This is a genomic window from Butyrivibrio hungatei DSM 14810, assembly GCF_900143205.1.
GTDB lineage: Bacteria > Bacillota > Clostridia > Lachnospirales > Lachnospiraceae > Butyrivibrio > Butyrivibrio hungatei.
In genome coordinates this window covers 257,635-277,100 of the sequence record NZ_FRDH01000004.1, presented here as the reverse complement: position 1 = coordinate 277,100, position 19,466 = coordinate 257,635, and the positions used below count along the sequence as shown (strand labels likewise).

Sequence of the window (19,466 nt, the reverse complement as noted above, 5' to 3'; positions counted from 1 at the left end):
TAATAAATATTCCCTTTTCACACAAAATGGAGAAAGTGGGTATAACCCCACTCTCTCCCAAATTCAATGACTGAATTACATTAAATCTTAGAAAAGACCGATGCACTTGGTCATGTATCCTGCATAATCAGGAAGAATTGTGTTGAGGTATGTTGAAGGATCACCATAGTCAGGACCCCAACCAGAGTTATCTGAAATATCAGCATTAAAGTCTGAACCAGTCTGTGGATAGTATGAAGCATAGCTCCAATCATCAGATGCCTCGCACTGTACAAGGTTAACCTGGATGAGTCCATCAGTAGCTGACTCTACAGACTGCTTAAGAACATTAGCTCTGTTTGTATAAACCTCTGAACCTGAGAAGTATGGAAGATCGATCTGTACTGGGTTCTCAGCTGTTACTTCTACGCCAACTTCCTTAAGTGCCTCAGCAGCCTTTGTGATTTCTTCCTTAGCGAACTCTGGGTTATACCATCCATCAAATCCATCAGATGAACCAGCGCCCTCTTCCTTTGTAGGATCCCATACAGTTACAGGGAATCCATCAGCTGTGATCTGAGCCTGCTCGATCTCACCGAAGTATGTTCCTGCTGCAAATGTTGTAGGAGTTCCGTTGATATCAATTGTAACATCCTCGTCAAGGAATACGAAGTTACCAGGTGTATATGAGTTTCTCATGTTGTTGTACTTAACATCTTCGCCGAATCTCTGAGCGTTGTGTGAAGCTCTGTCGATAGATGTGCAAAGAGCAAGTCTGAAATCTCTGTTCTGCATAGCAAGTGCTGTTCTCTGAGCATCATATACAGTCTTGTCTGAAACAGCCTTTGATGCATCGTTGAAGTTTGCAAATGCCTTACGGTTTACGTTAAGCCAACCGCAGAATGTTGTTCCTTCTGTTGTGCTGATGAAGCAATACTTATCAAAGTTTCCATCTTTCTTTGCCATCTCAACCTGAGCTGTATCAAGGTTCGCAGCATCAACAGTACCAGCAAGGATATCTGTATAGATCTTTGTAGCATCTGTAAGATCTTCATAGTTGTATGTAAGAGTCTTAAGCTCCTGATTCTCAGCATTCCAATATGAAGGATTAGCCTTGAATACGATTGAGTTCTTCTCTGTGTAGCTTGTGATAAGGAATGGTCCGCAGTAAGCGATGTGATCCTTATCTGTACCATACTGACCAGCGCTTGCGCCCTGACCAAACTGTCCGCCCTGTCCTTCATAGTATGATCTTGAAAGAGGAGCAAATACTGAATAGCTGATCATTGTTGGGAAGTATGGGATATCATCTGTAAGTGTGTACTCAAGTGTATAATCATCAAGTGCCTTAACACCTACTGTTGAGAAATCTGTTGTCTCGCCATTGATGTACTCTGTAGCACCTTCGATAACGCCATCAACGAGGTACTCAAGACCACCCATAGCATCCATCATGTGCTGCATACCAGCAACGAAGTCATCAGCCTTAACTTCATCAACTTCTCTGCCCTGTGAGTCAACCCACTTAACACCCTGTCTGATCTTGAAAGTATAAACCTTTCCGTCATCAGATACTGTGTAGCTCTCAGCAAGAGCTGGCTGCTGTTCATTCTCGCCATCATACTCATAAAGACCATCATAGAGGTTTACAAGTACTGATGTATCAGTAGCACTTGATGTTGCAAGTACGTCCCAAGTTACAGGATCTGAAGTATTTGGATAATTGTAGCTATCCTTAAGTGTGTATCCCTTATCTGTAAGATACTTCTTAGCCCACTCATGATACTCACCTGTACCTCTGAGTTCTGCAAGCTTAGCTCTAAGTTCAGCAGTGTCTTCTGCTGTGATGAGTTCTTCTGTTACAAGTGCATTGTGATAACGATATTCATCATTACCCCAAAGAGTTGTTGTTGTTGATCCAGGAGCTCTTCTTGAAATAGCGTATACACCACCTCTTGTTGTAAGTGGTACGAAAATACCAGATTCAAGCATCTTAGCTTCTGCTACAGCCATAAGAGCATATCTTTCAGAAATGTTTTCAGCTTCTAAAGCCTTCTGATAAGATTCGTAGAACTCACCAAGAATCTTGTTGTAGAGTTCTGATGACTCAGCCTGATAGCTCTCAGCATCCCAAAGAGCTGAGTATCCTTCAGCAGCAGGTGTTGTATCCTCTTCAACACCAATGAGTGTTGAGATTGCTACACCTGTAGCTGTCTCGCCAGTTGACTCTGTGCTATCAGCAGCAGATGCATCTGATGAAGACTGTGTGTCGTCTGAAGTTGTTGGAACTGTTGTCTTGTTGCCGCATCCTGCAAGTGAACCTGCTACGAGAGTAGCTGATGCAAGAAATGCGATGATCTTCTTGTACTTCTTCATAGTTCTCCTCCTTTATAATAAAGATGTTATTCTCTGTTTACATAAAAAATAGCATCCTTAAATCTGATCAAGTAATACTTGTATACAATAATTAAATTACATCAATACTTTAACATTTTAAATCGCCACACCAAGAATTGCAAGCTATATTTTTAATAAAAATTTTATTACTGGCGATAAGTATTTTTTATCAGATTTTAGCCTTCATTTCGCTCGCTAGCGTTTCTATAGTTCCGTCTTTAAATGGGCTTTTAAGACCAACCGTTTCAAGTTCAGTTTCATAGAAGTCTTTTGCAGAAAGTTTACATAATTCCAGATAATGTTTCCACGCTTCCTTGTAATCTTTATCCATCCATACCTTGAACTGCATTGCAACAACACTTGCAAGTACATAATCAATATAATAGAAAGGATTCCAGAAAATATGTCCCTGTTTCTGCCAGAAGCCTCCTTCTGAGAAGAATGCATCATCTTCATAGTCAAGCCATGGTCTGTACTGCTTCTCAAGGTCTTTCCATACTTCTTTTCTCTGCTTTGGTGTAAGCTCAGGCTTGTCATAGATAATATGCTGGAACTCATCTACCATACATCCATAAGGAACGAATGTGATGGAATCCATCATATGCATTTTTCTATATTCATCAGCTCTTTTGCCAAAGAACTTTTCCATCCAGCCGTATGTGAAGTACTCCATTGACATAGAATGGATCTCAGCTGTCTCCATTGTGATATCGTTGTGTTCCTTGATCTCATCGTCTCTTGTAACATAGCCCTGGAATGCATGTCCGCATTCATGAGTGATAACGTCTACGTCTCCGCTGGTACCATTAAAGTTGGCAAAGATGATAGGTGCTTTATATTTAGGAAGGAAGTCCATATATCCGCCCTGCTTCTTGGTCTTTCTGCCAAGTACATCAAAAAGCTCATTTTCAGTCATGAAGTCAAAGAACTCTGCCGTCTCAGGTGAAAGCTCTCTGTACATCTCCTGGCCAGCCCTTAAGATCTCTTCTGGTGTTCCTGTTGGAGCAGGATTACCATCATTAAAGTAGACTTCGTTATCGTAGTACTTAAGCTCATCTACACCAATCTGCTTTCTTCTCTTTTCCTGAATCTCAGATACAAGTGGAACAAAAGACTCTTTTACCTGCTTTCTGAAGTTCTCAACCTCAGCTCTTCTGTAGGCGTTTCTGGTCATTCTGTTGTAGCCAAGCTCAACGAAATTGTCATAACCAAGCTCTTTAGCCTGTTTAGTTCTGTTCTTAACAAGCTTATCAAAGATCTCATCGATCTCATCTGTAACAGACTGGAAATACTCGGAATATGCCTTCCATGCACGCTTTCTGGTGTCTCTGTCCTTGTCTGTAAGGAACTTTCTAAGAAGTGAGATATTATACTCTTCTCCGTCAAAAGGAATCTTGGCTGATGCAATGATCTTGTCATACTTGCTGATAAGAGCATTCTCTTCCTGCATAAGTGGGAGGATCTTCTCATCAATTGACTTATTAGCAAGCTCAATGTTCTTGAAAGCCACCTTACTGATCTTACTCTCAAGGTAATCTCTATAAGGAGATTCAAAAAGGACCTTGTTGTACTCAGTATCGAGCTGAGCGATCACAGGTGTGATCTCATCAATATAGTCATTTTCCTTGGCATAATACTCTTCTGATGTATCACAGTCATGACGGAACTTTGCAATAATGATATTAGTACGAATATCAGCAACAAACTTATAGTACTTCTTGTGAAGTTCAAACTGCTCCTCACCACTTTTAGCATTCTTACTATCATTTATAAGCTTTTCAAAAAAGCTCTTTACTTCATCCATATCCACACGTTCATATGGCATCTCTGAAAACTTCATAATTATTGCCCTCTCTTTTTTCATTTCTTCTATATAAATATAACAGCTCTTTTATTCTACAACGGAGAAGCAAATAAGAAAAGGTAGGTCCACTTTCGCCCACACAAAAAAGGCATGCCCCAAAAGGGACATGCCTTCAACCTCTATTAAACCTCTAACAATTTAATATTAGTTCTTTACTACGAATTTACCGCCACGCTTTGATACTACATCGAAGATAACGGCTGCAAGAAGAACGGCACCCTTTACTACCTTTTGCATGTTGGCATCTACGCCCATAAGTGACATACCAAGGTTGATAACACCCATGAGAACCGCACCAACGATAACTCCAGGAACTGTACCGATTCCGCCGTAAGCAGATGCTCCACCGATGAAGCAAGATCCGATAGCGTCCATCTCATAGTTCTGACCATATGTTGGCTGAGCTGATGTAAGTCTGGCGATTGTGATCATACCTGCAAGTGCTGCGAGGAATCCCATATTTGTGTAAGCAAGGAAGTAAACCTTGTTTGTATCAATACCAGAAAGCTTTGTTGCCTTCTCGTTACCACCTACTGCATAGAAGTAACGACCAACTGTTGTATTGCTTGTGATGTAACCATAAATGATTACTACTACCAATACCCAGATGAATACTGTAGGAATACCTTTGTGCTGAGCAAGCTTGTAAGAGAAAGCTAAGATGATAGCTACAAGTGCAACGAGCTTTGCTCCAAATGCCCAGATTGGCTCAAGATCATATCCGCTGGCTCTCTTTTTGCTGCGGCTAAGGATCTGAAGAAGTACAAGCACTGATGCTGCAAGGATTCCACCAAAGAGACATGTGAGGTTAAGGTTTGTTCCTCCAAAGATATCACGAACATAACAGTCAGCTCCACCACCAAAGAGGTTTACAAAGCTTGTCTTGTCCTTGATTGAAACTGTAAGACCGTTAAGTGCTACATTTGAAAGTCCTCTAAATGCAAGCATACCAGCAAGTGTTACGATGAAAGGTGGTATTCTTACGAAAGCGATCCAGAAGCCCTGGAATGCACCGATGAGTGTTCCAATGCAAATCATGATAATGATAGCTACCCAAACAGGTACGCCATAATTAACCATGAGAAGTGCTCCAACAGCACCTACGAAACATACAACTGATCCAACTGAAAGATCGATGTTACCACCGGTCAAGATACACAAAAGCATACCAGTTGCAAGAACGAATACGTAAGCGTTCTGTGAGATCAAGTTACTGACATTCATAGGAAGAAGAATAGCTCCCCCTGTTCTCCATGAGAAAAATGCCACAACTATGATAAGTACGATTATCATGGTGTTCTTTTTAAGAAAACCTAATACAGAATTTTTATTCATGATTCTCCTCCTTGTTTCCAGCTGACTGTAAAATATAAGTCATGATCTTTTCCTGTGTGGCATCCTTAGCATCAAGTTCCCCAACCATTTTGCCTTCGTTCATTACGTAAATTCTGTCACACATTCCCAGGATCTCAGGAAGCTCAGATGAAATCATGATTACTGATTTTCCTTCTGCTACCAGCTGGTTGATAATGCAATAAATTTCATACTTAGCACCTACGTCGATACCTCTTGTAGGCTCATCAAGGATCAGTATCTCAGGATCAGCAAACATCCACTTTGCTAAAAGAACTTTCTGCTGATTTCCACCACTAAGGTTTCCAACGTTCTGTTCTACAGTTGGGCACTTAGTCTTTAACTTATCCTTGTAATCTACAGCAACCGAATACTCTTTATGCTTGTCGATTACTGTCTTACTACTAACTGCTTCCAGATTGGCAAGTGTGGTATTAGTCTTGATAGGATTTGATAGGATAAGACCATTTCCCTTTCTGTCTTCAGTTACATATGCAAGTCCGTGCTTGATAGCACTGCTTACTGTATTTAAATTTACCTTTTGTCCATTTATATAGATTTCACCAGAGATATTCTCTCCATAACTCTTGCCGAAGATACTCATGGCAAGCTCTGTTCTACCAGCTCCCATAAGTCCGGAGATACCAAGTACCTCTCCTTTTCTAACATAGATGTTAACGTCATCTACTACTTTTCTATCTTTATGTAAAGGATGGTAAACATTCCAATTCTTTACTTCCATGCTGACCTCACCAACATGGCTTTCTCTCTTAGGGAATCTGTCTGAAAGTTCTCTTCCTACCATTCCCTTGATGATCCTGCTCTCAGAGAAGTCATCAACGCCCTTAGTCAAGGTCTCAATAGTTGAACCATCACGGATAACTGTGATCTTATCAGCTACATATGAAACCTCATTGAGCTTGTGAGAAATAATAATAGAAGTAAGATTTCTCTCTTTTTTAAGTTTGAGCAAAAGATCAAGTAAAGCTCTTGAGTCTGTCTCGTTAAGTGATGATGTAGGCTCATCAAGAATAAGCAGATTAGCATCCTTTGAAAGAGCCTTTGCAATTTCAACAAGCTGCTGTTTACCAACACCAATATCCTTAATCAAAGTTTGTGTACTTTCTTTAAGTCCAACAATGTCCAAATACTTACGGGCAAGAACATTTGTCTCGTCCCAATTGATCTTTACCTTATTTCCTCTTTCATTACCAAGAAACATGTTCTCAGCAATTGTCATATAGGGAATCAGAGCCAACTCCTGGTGTATTATGACTATGCCCTTTTCCTCACTATCCTTGATAGCATTGAACTGACATACCTTTCCATCATATATAATGTCACCCTCATAGGAGCCATACGGATAAACACCACTAAGTACGTTCATCAAAGTGGATTTTCCAGCGCCGTTTTCCCCAACCAGCGCATGTATCTCGCCTTCTTCTACCTGAAGATTTACATTATCTAACGCTTTCACACCGGGGAAGGTCTTAGTGATATTTTTCATTTCCAGTAATATCTTTTTCAACTTTGCCCCTCCTTCTTATTTGCAATTTAGCTGTATTATGGCTGAACATAAGGCGGTCTAAACGACCGCCCTAGTCCAATTTAGGAAAAATAAGTTATTACTTAAGGTCATCCTCTGTGTAGTATCCAGATTCAATAAGAAGCTCTTTGTAGTTGTTAACATCTGCAAATACAGGCTCGCAAAGGTATGAAGGAATGACACCTGTTCCGTTATCATATGTCTCTGTATCATTTACAGGAGCCTCTGAGCCCTTCATGATAGCATCTACCATCTCTACAGTCTTCTTAGCAAGATCACGAGTATCCTTGAAGATTGACATTGACTGCTTGCCAGCGATCATGTTCTTAACGTTAGCAACGTCACAGTCCTGACCTGTGATGATTGGCCAATCACCTGTGTAGTTAGCCTCAAGAGAGTTTGTAACACCAAGAGCTGTTGAATCGTTTGAGCAAAGAACTGCATCGATCTTTGTTCCATCAGCATAGTTAGCTGAGATGATTGCATCCATTCTTGACTGAGCATTCTCTGTTGACCAGTTAGCTGTAGCAACGTTATCGAAGTCAACCTGACCAGACTTAACAACAAGCTTGCCTTCGTCGATGTACTTCTGAAGAACCTTCATAGCACCGCCATAGAAGAATCTAGCGTTGTTATCACCAGGGTCACCTGTGAAGATTTCTAAGTTGAAAGGACCTGCAGCGTTATCAAGATCAAGCTGATCTCTGATGTACTCGCCCTGCTTCTGACCTACCATCTCGTTATCGAATGTAGCATAGTAAGAAACAGCGTCTGAGTTCATGATAAGACGGTCATAAGCGATAACTGAAATACCAGCTTCCTTAGCCTGAGCAAGAACTGTTCCAAGTGAATCACCATCGATAGATGCGATTACAAGAACCTGTGCTCCTGAAGAGATCATGTTCTCAATCTGAGAAACCTGAGTAGCGATATCGTTTGATGCATACTGAAGATCAACTTCATAGCCTGCTGCCTTGAGCTGCTCTTCCATGTTTGCGCCGTCCTGATTCCATCTCTGAAGATCCTTAGTAGGCATTGCTACGCCGACTTTTCCGCCGCCAGCCTGAGTTGTCTCTTCTGCCTTCTCTTCTGTCTTCTCTTCTGGCTGAGCTTCTGTAGTCTCTTCAGTCTTTGTCTCTGGCTGAGTCTCAGCTGGAGCTGTGCTGCCGCATCCTACGATGAGAGATGCTGCCATAGCAGCTGTAAGGATTGCACTTACAATTCTTTTCTTCATTTCTTTTTCCTCCCACAATTTGGTTTGAACTCCAGGACCTTAGTCCCGCTCTTTACTGAATTCAATTTATCATAGAAAAAATAGGAATAATTTACGAAGAATAGCAAATTTTTATAAGTGTCATAAACAAAAAAACGGTTGTGCTAGCATTTTTTTGCACGCACAACCGTTAATATTAATTTTATGCTATTTTACTAAAATGTTTATTTTTTGCTGGGAACATTTAGGTAAACATCTTCTTTAAGGTGGAAACCACTATTTATAATAACATCATCCATGTTCCTTGCTGTAACGCTGATAGGCTGTATCTTGAGGTATGGAACCATCTGACTTCCATCGTCATAATCAGATATATCCTCTCCCTCTATTTCTTTGCCAAGAGCAAGATCAACTGCCGCTGTTGCTGCCTTCTGAGCAAGCTTCTCGATAGGCTTGTACACCGTCATAAGCTGTGTACCCTCAACAATTCTCTGGCAGGCTTCAAGGTCAGCGTCCTGTCCAACTACTATCTTCTTTCCAGCCATTCTTTTCTCTGCAAGAGCATACACTACTCTGCTGGCAAGATCATCATTTCCGCACATTATTGCATCAGCCTCAGTGACTTTATCCACATTATTATAGATATAATCCCCAGCAAGCTCTGCTCTCCAGCCATCACAGTATGTCACATCCAGGATCTGATTGCCATTTGCAGCCATTATCTTTCTAAAGCCCGCTTCTACCATAGGAACGTTGTGGTCTGTGAGAGAACCGCAGATCATTACGACCTTGCCGTTTCTAAGACCGTTGTCCACCATGGCCTGGCCCATCATCTCTCCTACTTTTTCATTGTCAAAAGAGATATAGAGGTCCGCTCCTGCATTTGGAATAGGCCTGTCATAAGCAACAACCTTTATTCCTGCATCCTGAGCCTTTTTTACCATATCCTTTATGGCCTCACCGTCAATACTGATGATGACTATGACATCCATGTCCTTCTTAATGAAATAATCGATCTGATTCCTCTGTTTTTCCACATCGCCGTAAGCATTCTGCACATTAACCTCAGCCCCAAGCTCTTTTGCAGTGGATACAAATACATCTCTGTCTCTTTGCCATCTCTCAATAACAAAGGAGTCAAAACATATGCCAATCTGGACCTTGTCGCTCTCAGTACTATCCCCAGTCTTTTCCTCAGTGCCTACCTTTGAGCAGCCAGTCAGTGTCAGCATCACCAAAAGACAAAAAACAAATAACCTTTTCCCCATAACTTTTTTACCATCCCCAATTACAGCTGATCCTTGTACTCAGTTGGAGTAACCCCAACATTCTTCTTAAAACTCCTACTGAAATAATTAGGATCAGTATATCCGCAGGAAATACAGATTTCCTTGATAGACATGTTAGAGCTTTCCAATAACTTCTTGGCCTTGTCTATCCTTATATTAGTCAGATACTCTATAAAGTTAAGTCCGCTTTCTTCCTTAAATATCTTGCTGAAATAATAAGGAGATATATTTACTATCCTTGATACATCATCAAGAGATATTTCCTTGTCAAAATGGTCATCAATATATTTCTTGGCAGTCTTGATGATGTCATTTGAACGCTCTTCTCTCTTGCTGCTAACATTTCTGCAGGCTTCAATAAGTTTACAAATAAACCAGTCCTTGATGTCATCTGTTGTCTCAAGAGCCATTATCTCCGGAAGATAGTTATTCCTACTGGAATAATGATAGGTTTGTCCACCGTTTTGGTACGCAATGTGCTCAGCATAAAGAGCAAACTCAAGAACTTTAAGTCTCATAGACATAAGATCACCGTCTCTGGCCCTTTTGCACATCCAGTCAGCATACTTGCCGGCAATGACCTGAGTTCCATTTAAGTCGCCCTTGGAAACTGCTTCAAAAAGAGGTTTCTCAAGTCCCTTTGGATAATCTTCTTCGTAGTCACAGTTGATATTAAGATCATCTACGTGGGCGACAGAACCAGTTGTTGCAATCAAAGCATTTAGTGCATCTCTATAGGAATCGCCAAGCTCTCTTAGTGGCCTTATGCCTCCGATCCCAACTCTGAAGCTGATATCATTTCTTTTCCTAAGGTATCTTACAAGCTCTCTTGCTCTGTCAATGAGCTCAGTTCTCTCATTATACTCGAGTTTATCCTTGGAACACGGCACCAGTACTGCAATCTTGTTGGCCATTACGTTACCGATCTTACAGTTAAAAAAGGTCTTGACCCCTTCACGGATTTCCTGGTACTTGCCGGAAACCTTGACGGAACTTCCGATGGCATTGGTCATTCGGTTACCTTCCTGAGAATCGCCGCAGACGATTGCCATCATATATCCATAGTTTTCCTTGATGCCAAGGATAGTCCTGTAACTGTCTATATCCTCCTCAAAATGCTCCTGCAAAAGAATGTCATAAATAAGTCCGTTTTCAATGATAGGCTCAACAGTCTCAAGCTTTTCCTTGATAAGGAGCTCGTTGCTTCTTTTCTCCCTATCAGAATCGATCTGCTCCATGGCCTTTTTAAGGACGTTTACTACCTTGATCCTGTCCATGGGTTTTGTGATATATTCCATAACCCCCAGCTTGATAGCCTCTTTGGCGTAGTCAAACTTGTCATAAGCTGACATAACAATAAAGACCGTATTAGTACAAAACTGCTTCATCTCTCTGATGGCATCAATTCCGTTGATACCAGGCATATGGATATCGATAACAGCAATATCCGGCCTGAAGTGTTCTGCAAGCTCAATAACCTGTCTTCCAGTTTTGGCATACTCTACAGTACATTTACTGCCAAATTCCTTTTCAATGATGAACTTCATGGAATCGATAACGATTCCTTCGTCATCCGCAAGCATTACTCTATACATTTTTTACCCCAAAATATTATTTGTTTTTTGCAAGTGGAAGCCTGATTATGACCTCGCATCCCATATTAGGACCAGAACTTACGATACTGACAACATCCCTCTCCCCAGCAAAGAGACGAAGCCTTGATATGACATTGTCCATACCAATACCATTATTGTCATATTGCTGCTCTTTTGGAGAGTAGTCCCCACTAAGGATCTTGTCTATGTCTTCCTGACTGATTCCCTTACCATTGTCCTTGATGCAGATGCAGACATTACTATCCTCGCGATATACCTTCAAGGTGATCATACCCTTATCACCCATCTCGCGGATTCCATGATTAACTGCATTCTCAACGATAGGCTGCAGGATCATGCTTGGCATCTTACATTCAAGGAGCCTGTTGTCAACCTGCTTCTCGTAACCTATATCGCCAGAAAAACGAACATTCAAAATCTGAATATAGTTATCAACCAGCGTAACCTCTTCACTAATTGTAACAAAAGTTTTCTGATTTTTGACATTGTATCTGAAAAAATCTGCCACGGTCTGAACGTACTCATAGGTCTTATCAGCTCCCTCCATCATGGCCAGTTGAGCTCCCGCATTAAGTGTGTTAAATAGAAAGTGTGGATTGATCTGGGCCTGAAGGTACTTAAGCTGGGCATCCTTAAGATGCGCCTCCATCATAAGCTCTTTTTCCTGCATATATCTTTCTTTTTCAAGGCTCTCTTTTAACTTCTCGATATAATCCTTGATGCTGACAACCATCTTGTTAAAAGCACCGATAACTATTCCGATCTCATCGTTATAGGCAATCTCAGGAAGGTCTGCATCAAAGTTACCTTTTGCCACTTCATCTGCTGAATCAGCAAGGTTCTTAAGAGGCATGATCATAGCACTTACAAAGCTTGTTACGATCACAACGTTACCTATCATGATAAGAGTCATGATAGTGACAGCCACAGCTTCGAAGTTCCTATAGCCTTTAGAAAGCATAACGTAGTTCTCTGAGTTTGCTACAAAGAGCTCCAAATTAAGGCTTGTGATATATGCGCTGATATCTTCATATAGTCCTGTTGCTGTCTCGTAGTAGTTTCTGTATTTTTCTACATTACGACCACGCTTAGCTTCGATGGTCTGGTCAACAACTTCCAGATATCTATAGGACATGTACTTGATATTTCTCTCCATTCTGTTAAAAGAGAAATCGGTTACCTTATCATCAAGTTTCTCTGCCATATCTTGATAGGCCTGAGCGCTCTTGTAGTATTCTTCAAGAGAGTCACTGGTCTTGGAACTAAGATACCCTGTCATGGAGTCCTGTACTGCACTCAAGGAATCTGACAATTCATTCAAAGATCTGTTGTCTTCGTAGATCAGCTCCATATCCTTGGACATACTGTTGATTCCCAGGATAAGGAACATATTAACAATAAAGATAATAACGTTTGCAAAGATACAGATACTGATGATCTTAAACTGGAGGGGTTTGTTCAAAAACTTATTCATCCTTGCCCTCCTTATTTATAAAGTCAGCTACGTTATCCTTATTAATAAGAGTTATATCCGCCATATAATACTGGCTGGTATTACCATATTCGTAGTAATCATAGAGCGCACTTACACTATATTCTCCAAGCTGATCTGTATTGATAGAGATTGTTGAATGAACAACTCCTTTATCAATAGCACTTAAGATTTCCTTTGAATCATAGTAGCCAAGGATATCAACTTCACCAACCATATTGAAATCAACAACTGCCTGATATGCACAGATCGTATTAAGCTCATTTAAACACACGATAACATCAGGGACCTCTTCACTTAAGAAAATGTCTCTGATGGATTCTTCTGCGGAAAAAGTATTGGTATTATCAACTGTTACTATAGATACTGAAATGTTCTGGGAATCACCAGCTTCTTCATTTATTGTATCCTGCATTGAAGAGATTATGATGTTCTGTCCGGTATTTTGAGTATCGGCGCTGGCAAGAACACAGACCTTCGTCTCTAAGTTTTCTTCATCATTTTCAGATTTCTTTTCCAAAATGCCAAGGATCTGTTTGCCATAGAGCTTGCCGATACTATATCCGCCCACACCAACAAAGCTGAGTCTGTCGGACCTTGCGCTATCTCCATAGAGCGTAACTACAGGTATTCCGTTAGATACAGCGTCATTTATAAGTCTTGTCATTACTGCTGATTCGTTGGCGTAAACAATGATTCCGTCCACCTTGGAAGCTATGGCTATCTTCATAAGCTCCTCACATGAACGCCCCTCTGAAAGATTCTCTCCCAAAAGATCTACATAGATATTATCTTTCTTGGCAGTAGCCAGTGCTCCCTCATACACTGACTTCCAGAAATCTGCCTTATAATTATCCGTGATCATTACATAATATTTGTCATATACAGTAGCATCTGCCTGATTTTCTATATCTATCTTGTAAAACCTGTAGGTAAATGCACCGACAAATAAAGTTGCCAGAACAAAGACAAGAGTAAATATCAGTATCAGATATTGTCTTACGATCCTCTTTTTGTATTTATCCACGCTTTCTTTATTCATAAGGAAATTTTAGCAGATGAATATAATAAGAAAAAGTGGACTTTTTTGCATTTGAGATTTCAAATCACAAAAAAATCCACTTTCTTAATTTCATTCAAAAAAACACTTTATTATCTTAAGAATTACTCTGTAATGCTGAAGATTTCTGTACCATCTGCTGTATAGTAAGCAAATGTAACTGTCTCTGGACGAATCTTAGCTGTCTTCTCGATTTCATCCTTTGTCTGGTTGATAAGATCTGACCATGATGTCTCACCCTCAAGAGCTGCCTTAAGATCATCAGCTGAAGCTGAAAGCTCTTCTACATAGTAATACTTGTAAGTAAGGTTGTTACCACTTACTTCCATAGCATAGTCTGAATATGTGTCACTGTACTGAGAAAGGAGATCTTCCTTAGCCTTCTCTGTCTCTGCTACTGCAGCATCAGATGTAAGGATTTCCTCAAGTGAACTTGGTGCTCCACAAGCTACAAGCATTAAGCAAGCCATAAGTGGAAGAAGGATTCTTGAAACTAACTTTTTCATAACATCATACCTCTTTCTATATTTTTCCCTTTAATATTTGTTACATTGACCGCAACATTTAGTATGATATCACATAATACTATATTTCGTACAGTATAAATTTATTTTTTTATCAGCTTGCCAGATCTCTTTTGTTAAATCTTAAGAATGCAAAGGCCACTCCTCCGATCAAAAAAACTGCTGCCAGTACTATAGCTTTTCCTTCAGTAGCTACCCCAGTAAATATCTCGGATGCGTTGGAATATGAATAGGGGCCTATAAAGAGGTAGTCTTTGAGGTCAGGAACCACTCTTCCCATTACGTCGTAAGCATAGCATACGAGAGCTATTCCAAGGCCAAGTCCCATTCTGTTCTTACCAGAAATAGCTGACACTCCAAAGCAGATACCTGCAATCTCAGCATTCATAAGAAGCTGCATTCCCATGAATTTCATGAACTGATCCATAGGCATCTCTTCGCCTAGGATCTCAAATCCTATGTAGTAAAATGCTATACAGATTGCTGTAAACACTATAAGCATTATGGCTACGCAGATTCCCTTTGCTGCAATGATCTTACTTCTTGATAGTGGAAGAGAAAATGTAAATTCTCCCGTATGGGCATCCTCTTCCTTAGAAATAATGCCTATTGCTGTTATAGCTGCAAACATGGCACTTCCAAGGCCATGAACAGCTCCTACTTCTGTAGCAAAGTATCCTTTTAGCGTTGCAATACTAAGAGTACTCATTCCAAAGGCTTCTGAAAAGGCTCCCATATTGGAAAAGGCATCTGCCATGTCCTTCATCTCGCCTTCCATTGACTGATACAGCAGTATGCAGGCAAATCCCATAAGTCCTACTGAAAGGCTCCATATTAGCAAGCTCTTTATATTAAGTAATAATTCTCTTTTAAGTACTGATCTCATATTTACGCCTCCTCATCATCTTCATAAAAACTTAGGAAAGTCTCATCATCAATATGTGGTGTATCAAGCATTGTGAGCCTTCCGTCTCTCATGATTGCTGCATTTTTACAGTATTTATCAACTTCAGATAATACATGTGTTGATAAAAGACATGTGGCGCCTTTATCTACATATTCATTTATGAGTTCAAAGAATTTCTTTTGCATAAGAGGGTCGAGACCTCCTGTAGGCTCGTCAAAGATAAAGAGCTTTGGCTTATGCTGCATTGCACAGACAATGCTGACCTTCTTTCTATTTCCAAGTGACAGCTGTTTTATCTTTTTGTTTGTATCAACCTTAAGCCTTTCACAGAGCATCCCTGCTTCATTACTGCAGTCAAGCCCTCTTACGTCTGCTGCGTATTTGATAACATCCTTTACTTTCATGGAATCGTAAAACCAGGCTTCAGATGGCATGTAGCCTACTTCTCTAAGTATCTTTTCATGGTCCCTTACGCTGTCCATTCCAAGGATATTGATACTGCCCTCATTTATCTTAAGAAATCCAAGCATGGATCGTATCGTGGTAGATTTGCCCGCTCCGTTAGGTCCAAGAAAGCCAAAGATATCTCCCTGCTTTACATTTAGAGATACATCTATTACTCCTCGGCTCTTACCGTAATTTTTTGTGAGATGTCTGATCTCGATAACATTTTCTTTCATATAGTGCCTCCTTTGTTCTTGTAATTTATTCATAACAAAAACAAAAAACGGGAACAATACATGTTCCCGTAAGATGCACTATATTACCTCTATCATTCACTTTTTTGATGGCTTGTCTGGAAAAATTTAAGGTCTTCGTTTAGTTTTTTGTCATCTATCTTGCGCTTATATTTGTAGATCAGATATACGCAGAAATAAACAAGTAAAATGTACGCCGCAAATAAAATCGTTACCAAAAGGTCTTTTGCAAACCAGTTAAATACATATGAGATAATGCAATAAACTGCGGTGCAGCCTATCATACCAAAGGCTTCCTTGAGTCCAAGCTTGTCAGCTTCGTCAAAATTCCAAAGAAGATACACCTGGATATAGCCAATTATATAGCAGGTAAATATAAGCTCTGTCATGTGCAGTATGCTGGCGTCGTAGATTCCAAGGCATACTCTGTAAACACAGTAGAAAAAGAGAAATGCAAAGAAATAAAGGCATGACTTAAACTCAATACCTATCTCTTTTGTAAGATACAGTTCCCACAGTGATAATTTCTTTTTGTCCTTCATATTACCTGCCTCCCTTCAATAGTCTTCTAAAATCTGACGCATATCTTCTGGATATTATGATATGCTCGCCGCTTTCCATGGTAGCGTCTATCCTGTTAGAGGACAGGCTCTTCAAGGCCTTCACCCTGTTGACATTGATGACCATTGACTTGCTGCATCTAAAAAAGCTCTCATCGTCAATGTCTGTCACAAAGGAATTAAGACTTCCATCAAGTTTTATAACGTTACTGCCTGTGTAGGCAAAAAGCTTGTCGTCAACAGACTCAAGATAGAGAATGTCGTGGAGATTGATACTGACAGTACCTGTTTCTGTCTTGCCCCACAGCTTATCCTCAGTCTTTTCAAGGATGCCGATTATTCTTTTGATAGCAGGTGTGAGGTCCTTGTAGCGTATGGTTACACTTTCCTCCCCTGCAGTAATCTTCTCTATATCTATCTTCATACTATAATTCTAGCATAAAATGAGCTCTAGGGACGGAGGTTAGGGCTCATTTTTGTTACCATTCACAGTTTAGGGATACCCGCTGGCTGGTTCACTGGGTGCTGCGCCCTGCCATTGCCTAGTTCAGCTAAGTGGGGCCGCCAGCCTAAAGTTTGTTTTTGAGAATCTCTGAGGATTTTTCTATGTTCATGAGCGTTATATTCCTTACTTTAAATTCTGTTTTTGAAACACTGTCTGAGTCTTTGATGCCATTTTGCTGTAAAGTTTTGTTTTGTCCTCATCAAAAAAACGATACTTTTCTATGTGCTCATGCAGCTTTTGTTTTAATGCGCATGCTCTTGCTACATACTTGCAGGGCGGAATTTATAATAAGTGGTCATTGGAACTACGCTCCCATAACAGGAAAAGAGGTGATCTCGCAAGCTAGCTTGCAGAGTCACCTCTTATTCCTGTTTACAAAGCCCGCAGAAAGCGGGCGTGACCACTTATTATAAATTCTTAACGCCCTGCTTCAAACAACGCAAACCGCATGCGCTTCAAAAGCTGCTTATGAGCACAAGAAAATGGCGTTTTTTTGACAATCGTTCAAACCCAAAACTTTACAGCCAAAAATGTGCCTCAAAGACGAGTTTGTTTCAAAGAATTTAAAGTAAGAAATATAATGCCATGAACATAAAAATCCAAAGGATGAACAAAAATAAACTTTAGGCTGGCGGCCCCACTTAGCTGAACTAGGCAGAGGCAGGGCGCGGCCCCAGTGAACCAGCCAGCGGGTATCCCTAAACTGTGAATGGTAACTCATTTTTGTCTTACAAGATTTCATTAGTGATAGTCATGACATCCCTAAGTGTATCGATGTCCACAAGGGCATCCCCTGTAGCCAGAGAGTGATTGGCATCTGGATATACGTGGAGAGGAATTCCCTTTTCCTTCGCTTTCTTGCGCGCTGCGTCCACGTCTGCTATTGGATCCTTATCTCCCATAAATGCCACGATATGGCCTACTGCCTTCTCATAGGCGTCCATAACAGGAGTGTACCAGATCTGTGTTGGAGCCATGTTATGCTCAGTAGTGTATCTGGCACCCACAATAGTTCCAAAACTCTTTCCAATAAATACAACCTTGTCGTACTCTCTATAATTTATGCTATCAAGGCGCTCTGCCGCATATTCGTATGCCTTATCCGCTACAGCATTCATCTCATCAGGATTTCTATAGTTAACGCCTACAAAGAATTTGTCATAATCAACGTTAACTATCTCGTATTCCTTCTTTATAGCTATAGTTTGAGCATAGTATAAAAGAGGCTTATCCTTGTTATAGCCTGTTCCCGGTAAGATTACTGCGAGCTTTTTAGAATTCATTTATTTTCCTCCTGTTACTAAAATGAGCCCTAACCTCCGTCCCTAGGGCTCACTATTTCTAAAATGAGCCGTAACCTCCGTCCCTAGGGCTCATTTTCATTTTCTTGGCAGCCTTAGCCCATTTAGAAATTTCTTTTTTCTTGGCATAATTTCTGGTGTTTTCAGAAAGTAAAGACTTATATAGATTATAACGCTCTATCGAAAGTTCGCCACTTTCTATTGCTGCCTTTATGGCACATCCTGGTTCCGTATCATGTTTGCAGTCGCTGAATTTACAGTTTTTTTCAAGAGCCAAGATATCAGAGAAGGTATTGTCTATTCCCTGCTCTGAACTAGCCATTCCTATCTCTCTCATGCCTGGAGTATCGATTATGGATACACCATTATCAAGCTCGATGAGCTGCCTGTAGGTTGTGGTATGCCTACCTGTAGAATCTGACTCTCTTACAGCAGAGGTCTTCATCAGGTATTCACCTGCAAGCTCGTTTAAAAGAGTTGATTTCCCAGCTCCAGATGATCCCATGAGACATATAGTAACGCCAGGACGCATATATTCCTGAAGTTCATCTATTCCTATGCCATACAGTGCCGAAATTGCATGAACTCTAACCTGATCAGATACACTCTCGACTTCCCTTATATATCTGCCATAGTTACTGCAAAGGTCTGACTTTGTAAGGATCACAACAGGAATAGAATGCCCCTGTAAAACGACGCTTACGTATCTGGCAATCCTGTTAAAGCTGTAGTCTTCATTTAGTGATGTCACTATAAAGGTATAGTCAACGTTTGCCACCATGTACTGCATTACGCCAGTTTTAGCTTGATCTGGTCTTTGTAAAAAGCTTGTTCTCTCATAGACAGACGCTATGAGGGAATCTCCGTTTTCATTATAGGCAAAAGAAACATAATCTCCAACTACCGGAAGATTCTCTGCCTCTTCTTCTCTAAAGCTTCCCTTTAGCTTTGCTGAAATATCTTTTCCCTCAAATCTTAGGATATAGCTATTCTTGTGAATTGCAGATACCCTGCCTTTAGATAATTTTTCGTTTGAATTATTCATTTTTTCTCCATCCTTATTCAATAATTGGTATGGAGACCCCAGTATGGAAAAGTGCCAAGAATATGGCTGGTTTAAATTAAAAAAGAAAAAGCCGTGACTAATAAGCCACGGCTAAGA

General features: G+C 40.4%; 16 protein-coding genes. All 16 read right to left on the bottom strand.

Annotated features, from left to right (window positions below; all coding sequences use genetic code 11):
• Positions 1-87: 87 nt before the first annotated feature.
• On the bottom strand, positions 88-2,355 hold the full coding sequence (locus BUA02_RS05330; RefSeq protein WP_072701601.1) for an ABC transporter substrate-binding protein: 2,268 nt from the start codon (positions 2,353-2,355) through the stop codon (positions 88-90).
• A 190-nt stretch (positions 2,356-2,545) separates the two neighbouring features.
• Positions 2,546-4,216: a M3 family oligoendopeptidase gene (locus BUA02_RS05325; protein ID WP_072701600.1), complete on the bottom strand. Its 1,671-nt coding sequence runs from the start codon at positions 4,214-4,216 to the stop codon at positions 2,546-2,548.
• 168 nt (positions 4,217-4,384) lie between these two features.
• Positions 4,385-5,578: a multiple monosaccharide ABC transporter permease gene (mmsB, locus tag BUA02_RS05320; RefSeq protein WP_072701599.1), complete on the bottom strand. Its 1,194-nt coding sequence runs from the start codon at positions 5,576-5,578 to the stop codon at positions 4,385-4,387.
• On the bottom strand, positions 5,568-7,121 hold the full coding sequence (mmsA, locus tag BUA02_RS05315) for a multiple monosaccharide ABC transporter ATP-binding protein (RefSeq protein WP_072701598.1): 1,554 nt from the start codon (positions 7,119-7,121) through the stop codon (positions 5,568-5,570). The genes mmsB and mmsA overlap by 11 nt, the downstream gene beginning before the upstream one ends.
• A gap of 97 nt (positions 7,122-7,218) precedes the next feature.
• Positions 7,219-8,373: a multiple monosaccharide ABC transporter substrate-binding protein gene (gene chvE / locus BUA02_RS05310; protein ID WP_071175712.1), complete on the bottom strand. Its 1,155-nt coding sequence runs from the start codon at positions 8,371-8,373 to the stop codon at positions 7,219-7,221.
• A gap of 203 nt (positions 8,374-8,576) precedes the next feature.
• A complete protein-coding gene (locus BUA02_RS05305; RefSeq protein WP_072701597.1) occupies positions 8,577-9,620 on the bottom strand; it encodes a sugar ABC transporter substrate-binding protein in 1,044 nt (347 codons plus the stop codon).
• A 20-nt stretch (positions 9,621-9,640) separates the two neighbouring features.
• Entirely contained in the window at positions 9,641-11,236 is a 1,596-nt protein-coding gene (locus BUA02_RS05300; protein WP_072701595.1) for a helix-turn-helix domain-containing protein, read from the bottom strand.
• Positions 11,237-11,252: 16 nt separating this feature from the next.
• Positions 11,253-12,731 (bottom strand): sensor histidine kinase, encoded by a 1,479-nt coding sequence (locus BUA02_RS05295; protein WP_072701593.1) that lies wholly within the window; start codon positions 12,729-12,731, stop codon positions 11,253-11,255.
• Positions 12,724-13,791 carry a substrate-binding domain-containing protein gene (locus BUA02_RS05290; protein ID WP_083385752.1) on the bottom strand — a complete coding sequence of 356 codons (1,068 nt, stop codon included), beginning with the start codon at positions 13,789-13,791 and terminating at the stop codon, positions 12,724-12,726. The genes BUA02_RS05295 and BUA02_RS05290 overlap by 8 nt, the downstream gene beginning before the upstream one ends.
• 122 nt (positions 13,792-13,913) lie before the next feature.
• Positions 13,914-14,315, bottom strand: a complete 402-nt coding sequence (locus tag BUA02_RS05285) for a hypothetical protein (RefSeq protein WP_072701591.1) — start codon at positions 14,313-14,315, stop codon at positions 13,914-13,916.
• Between the two features lie 112 nt (positions 14,316-14,427).
• Entirely contained in the window at positions 14,428-15,219 is a 792-nt protein-coding gene (locus BUA02_RS05280; RefSeq protein WP_072701589.1) for an ABC transporter permease subunit, read from the bottom strand.
• A gap of 2 nt (positions 15,220-15,221) precedes the next feature.
• On the bottom strand, positions 15,222-15,920 hold the full coding sequence (locus tag BUA02_RS05275; RefSeq protein ID WP_072701587.1) for an ABC transporter ATP-binding protein: 699 nt from the start codon (positions 15,918-15,920) through the stop codon (positions 15,222-15,224).
• Between the two features lie 92 nt (positions 15,921-16,012).
• Positions 16,013-16,480 carry a DUF3021 family protein gene (locus BUA02_RS05270; RefSeq protein WP_072701585.1) on the bottom strand — a complete coding sequence of 156 codons (468 nt, stop codon included), beginning with the start codon at positions 16,478-16,480 and terminating at the stop codon, positions 16,013-16,015.
• A 1-nt stretch (position 16,481) separates the two neighbouring features.
• On the bottom strand, positions 16,482-16,922 hold the full coding sequence (locus BUA02_RS05265) for a LytTR family DNA-binding domain-containing protein (RefSeq protein WP_072701583.1): 441 nt from the start codon (positions 16,920-16,922) through the stop codon (positions 16,482-16,484).
• 809 nt (positions 16,923-17,731) lie between these two features.
• Positions 17,732-18,286, bottom strand: a complete 555-nt coding sequence (locus BUA02_RS05255) for a dienelactone hydrolase family protein (protein WP_072701579.1) — start codon at positions 18,284-18,286, stop codon at positions 17,732-17,734.
• Between the two features lie 58 nt (positions 18,287-18,344).
• Positions 18,345-19,349, bottom strand: coding sequence for a ribosome small subunit-dependent GTPase A (rsgA, locus tag BUA02_RS05250; protein ID WP_083572663.1), 1,005 nt, complete (start codon positions 19,347-19,349; stop codon positions 18,345-18,347).
• Between the last annotated feature and the right edge of the window lie 117 nt (positions 19,350-19,466).

Coding starts and splice junctions, on each gene's coding strand:
- BUA02_RS05285 (WP_072701591.1), bottom strand. CDS start 14,315: ATGAAAAAGTTAGTTTCAAGAATCCTTCTTCCACTTATGGCTTGCTTA.
- BUA02_RS05305 (WP_072701597.1), bottom strand. CDS start 9,620: ATGGGGAAAAGGTTATTTGTTTTTTGTCTTTTGGTGATGCTGACACTG.
- BUA02_RS05300 (WP_072701595.1), bottom strand. CDS start 11,236: ATGTATAGAGTAATGCTTGCGGATGACGAAGGAATCGTTATCGATTCC.
- BUA02_RS05280 (WP_072701589.1), bottom strand. CDS start 15,219: ATGAGATCAGTACTTAAAAGAGAATTATTACTTAATATAAAGAGCTTG.
- BUA02_RS05270 (WP_072701585.1), bottom strand. CDS start 16,480: ATGAAGGACAAAAAGAAATTATCACTGTGGGAACTGTATCTTACAAAA.
- BUA02_RS05290 (WP_083385752.1), bottom strand. CDS start 13,791: ATGAATAAAGAAAGCGTGGATAAATACAAAAAGAGGATCGTAAGACAA.
- BUA02_RS05295 (WP_072701593.1), bottom strand. CDS start 12,731: ATGAATAAGTTTTTGAACAAACCCCTCCAGTTTAAGATCATCAGTATC.
- BUA02_RS05330 (WP_072701601.1), bottom strand. CDS start 2,355: ATGAAGAAGTACAAGAAGATCATCGCATTTCTTGCATCAGCTACTCTC.
- BUA02_RS05275 (WP_072701587.1), bottom strand. CDS start 15,920: ATGAAAGAAAATGTTATCGAGATCAGACATCTCACAAAAAATTACGGT.
- BUA02_RS05325 (WP_072701600.1), bottom strand. CDS start 4,216: ATGAAGTTTTCAGAGATGCCATATGAACGTGTGGATATGGATGAAGTA.
- rsgA (WP_083572663.1), bottom strand. CDS start 19,349: ATGAATAATTCAAACGAAAAATTATCTAAAGGCAGGGTATCTGCAATT.
- chvE (WP_071175712.1), bottom strand. CDS start 8,373: ATGAAGAAAAGAATTGTAAGTGCAATCCTTACAGCTGCTATGGCAGCA.
- BUA02_RS05265 (WP_072701583.1), bottom strand. CDS start 16,922: ATGAAGATAGATATAGAGAAGATTACTGCAGGGGAGGAAAGTGTAACC.
- BUA02_RS05255 (WP_072701579.1), bottom strand. CDS start 18,286: ATGAATTCTAAAAAGCTCGCAGTAATCTTACCGGGAACAGGCTATAAC.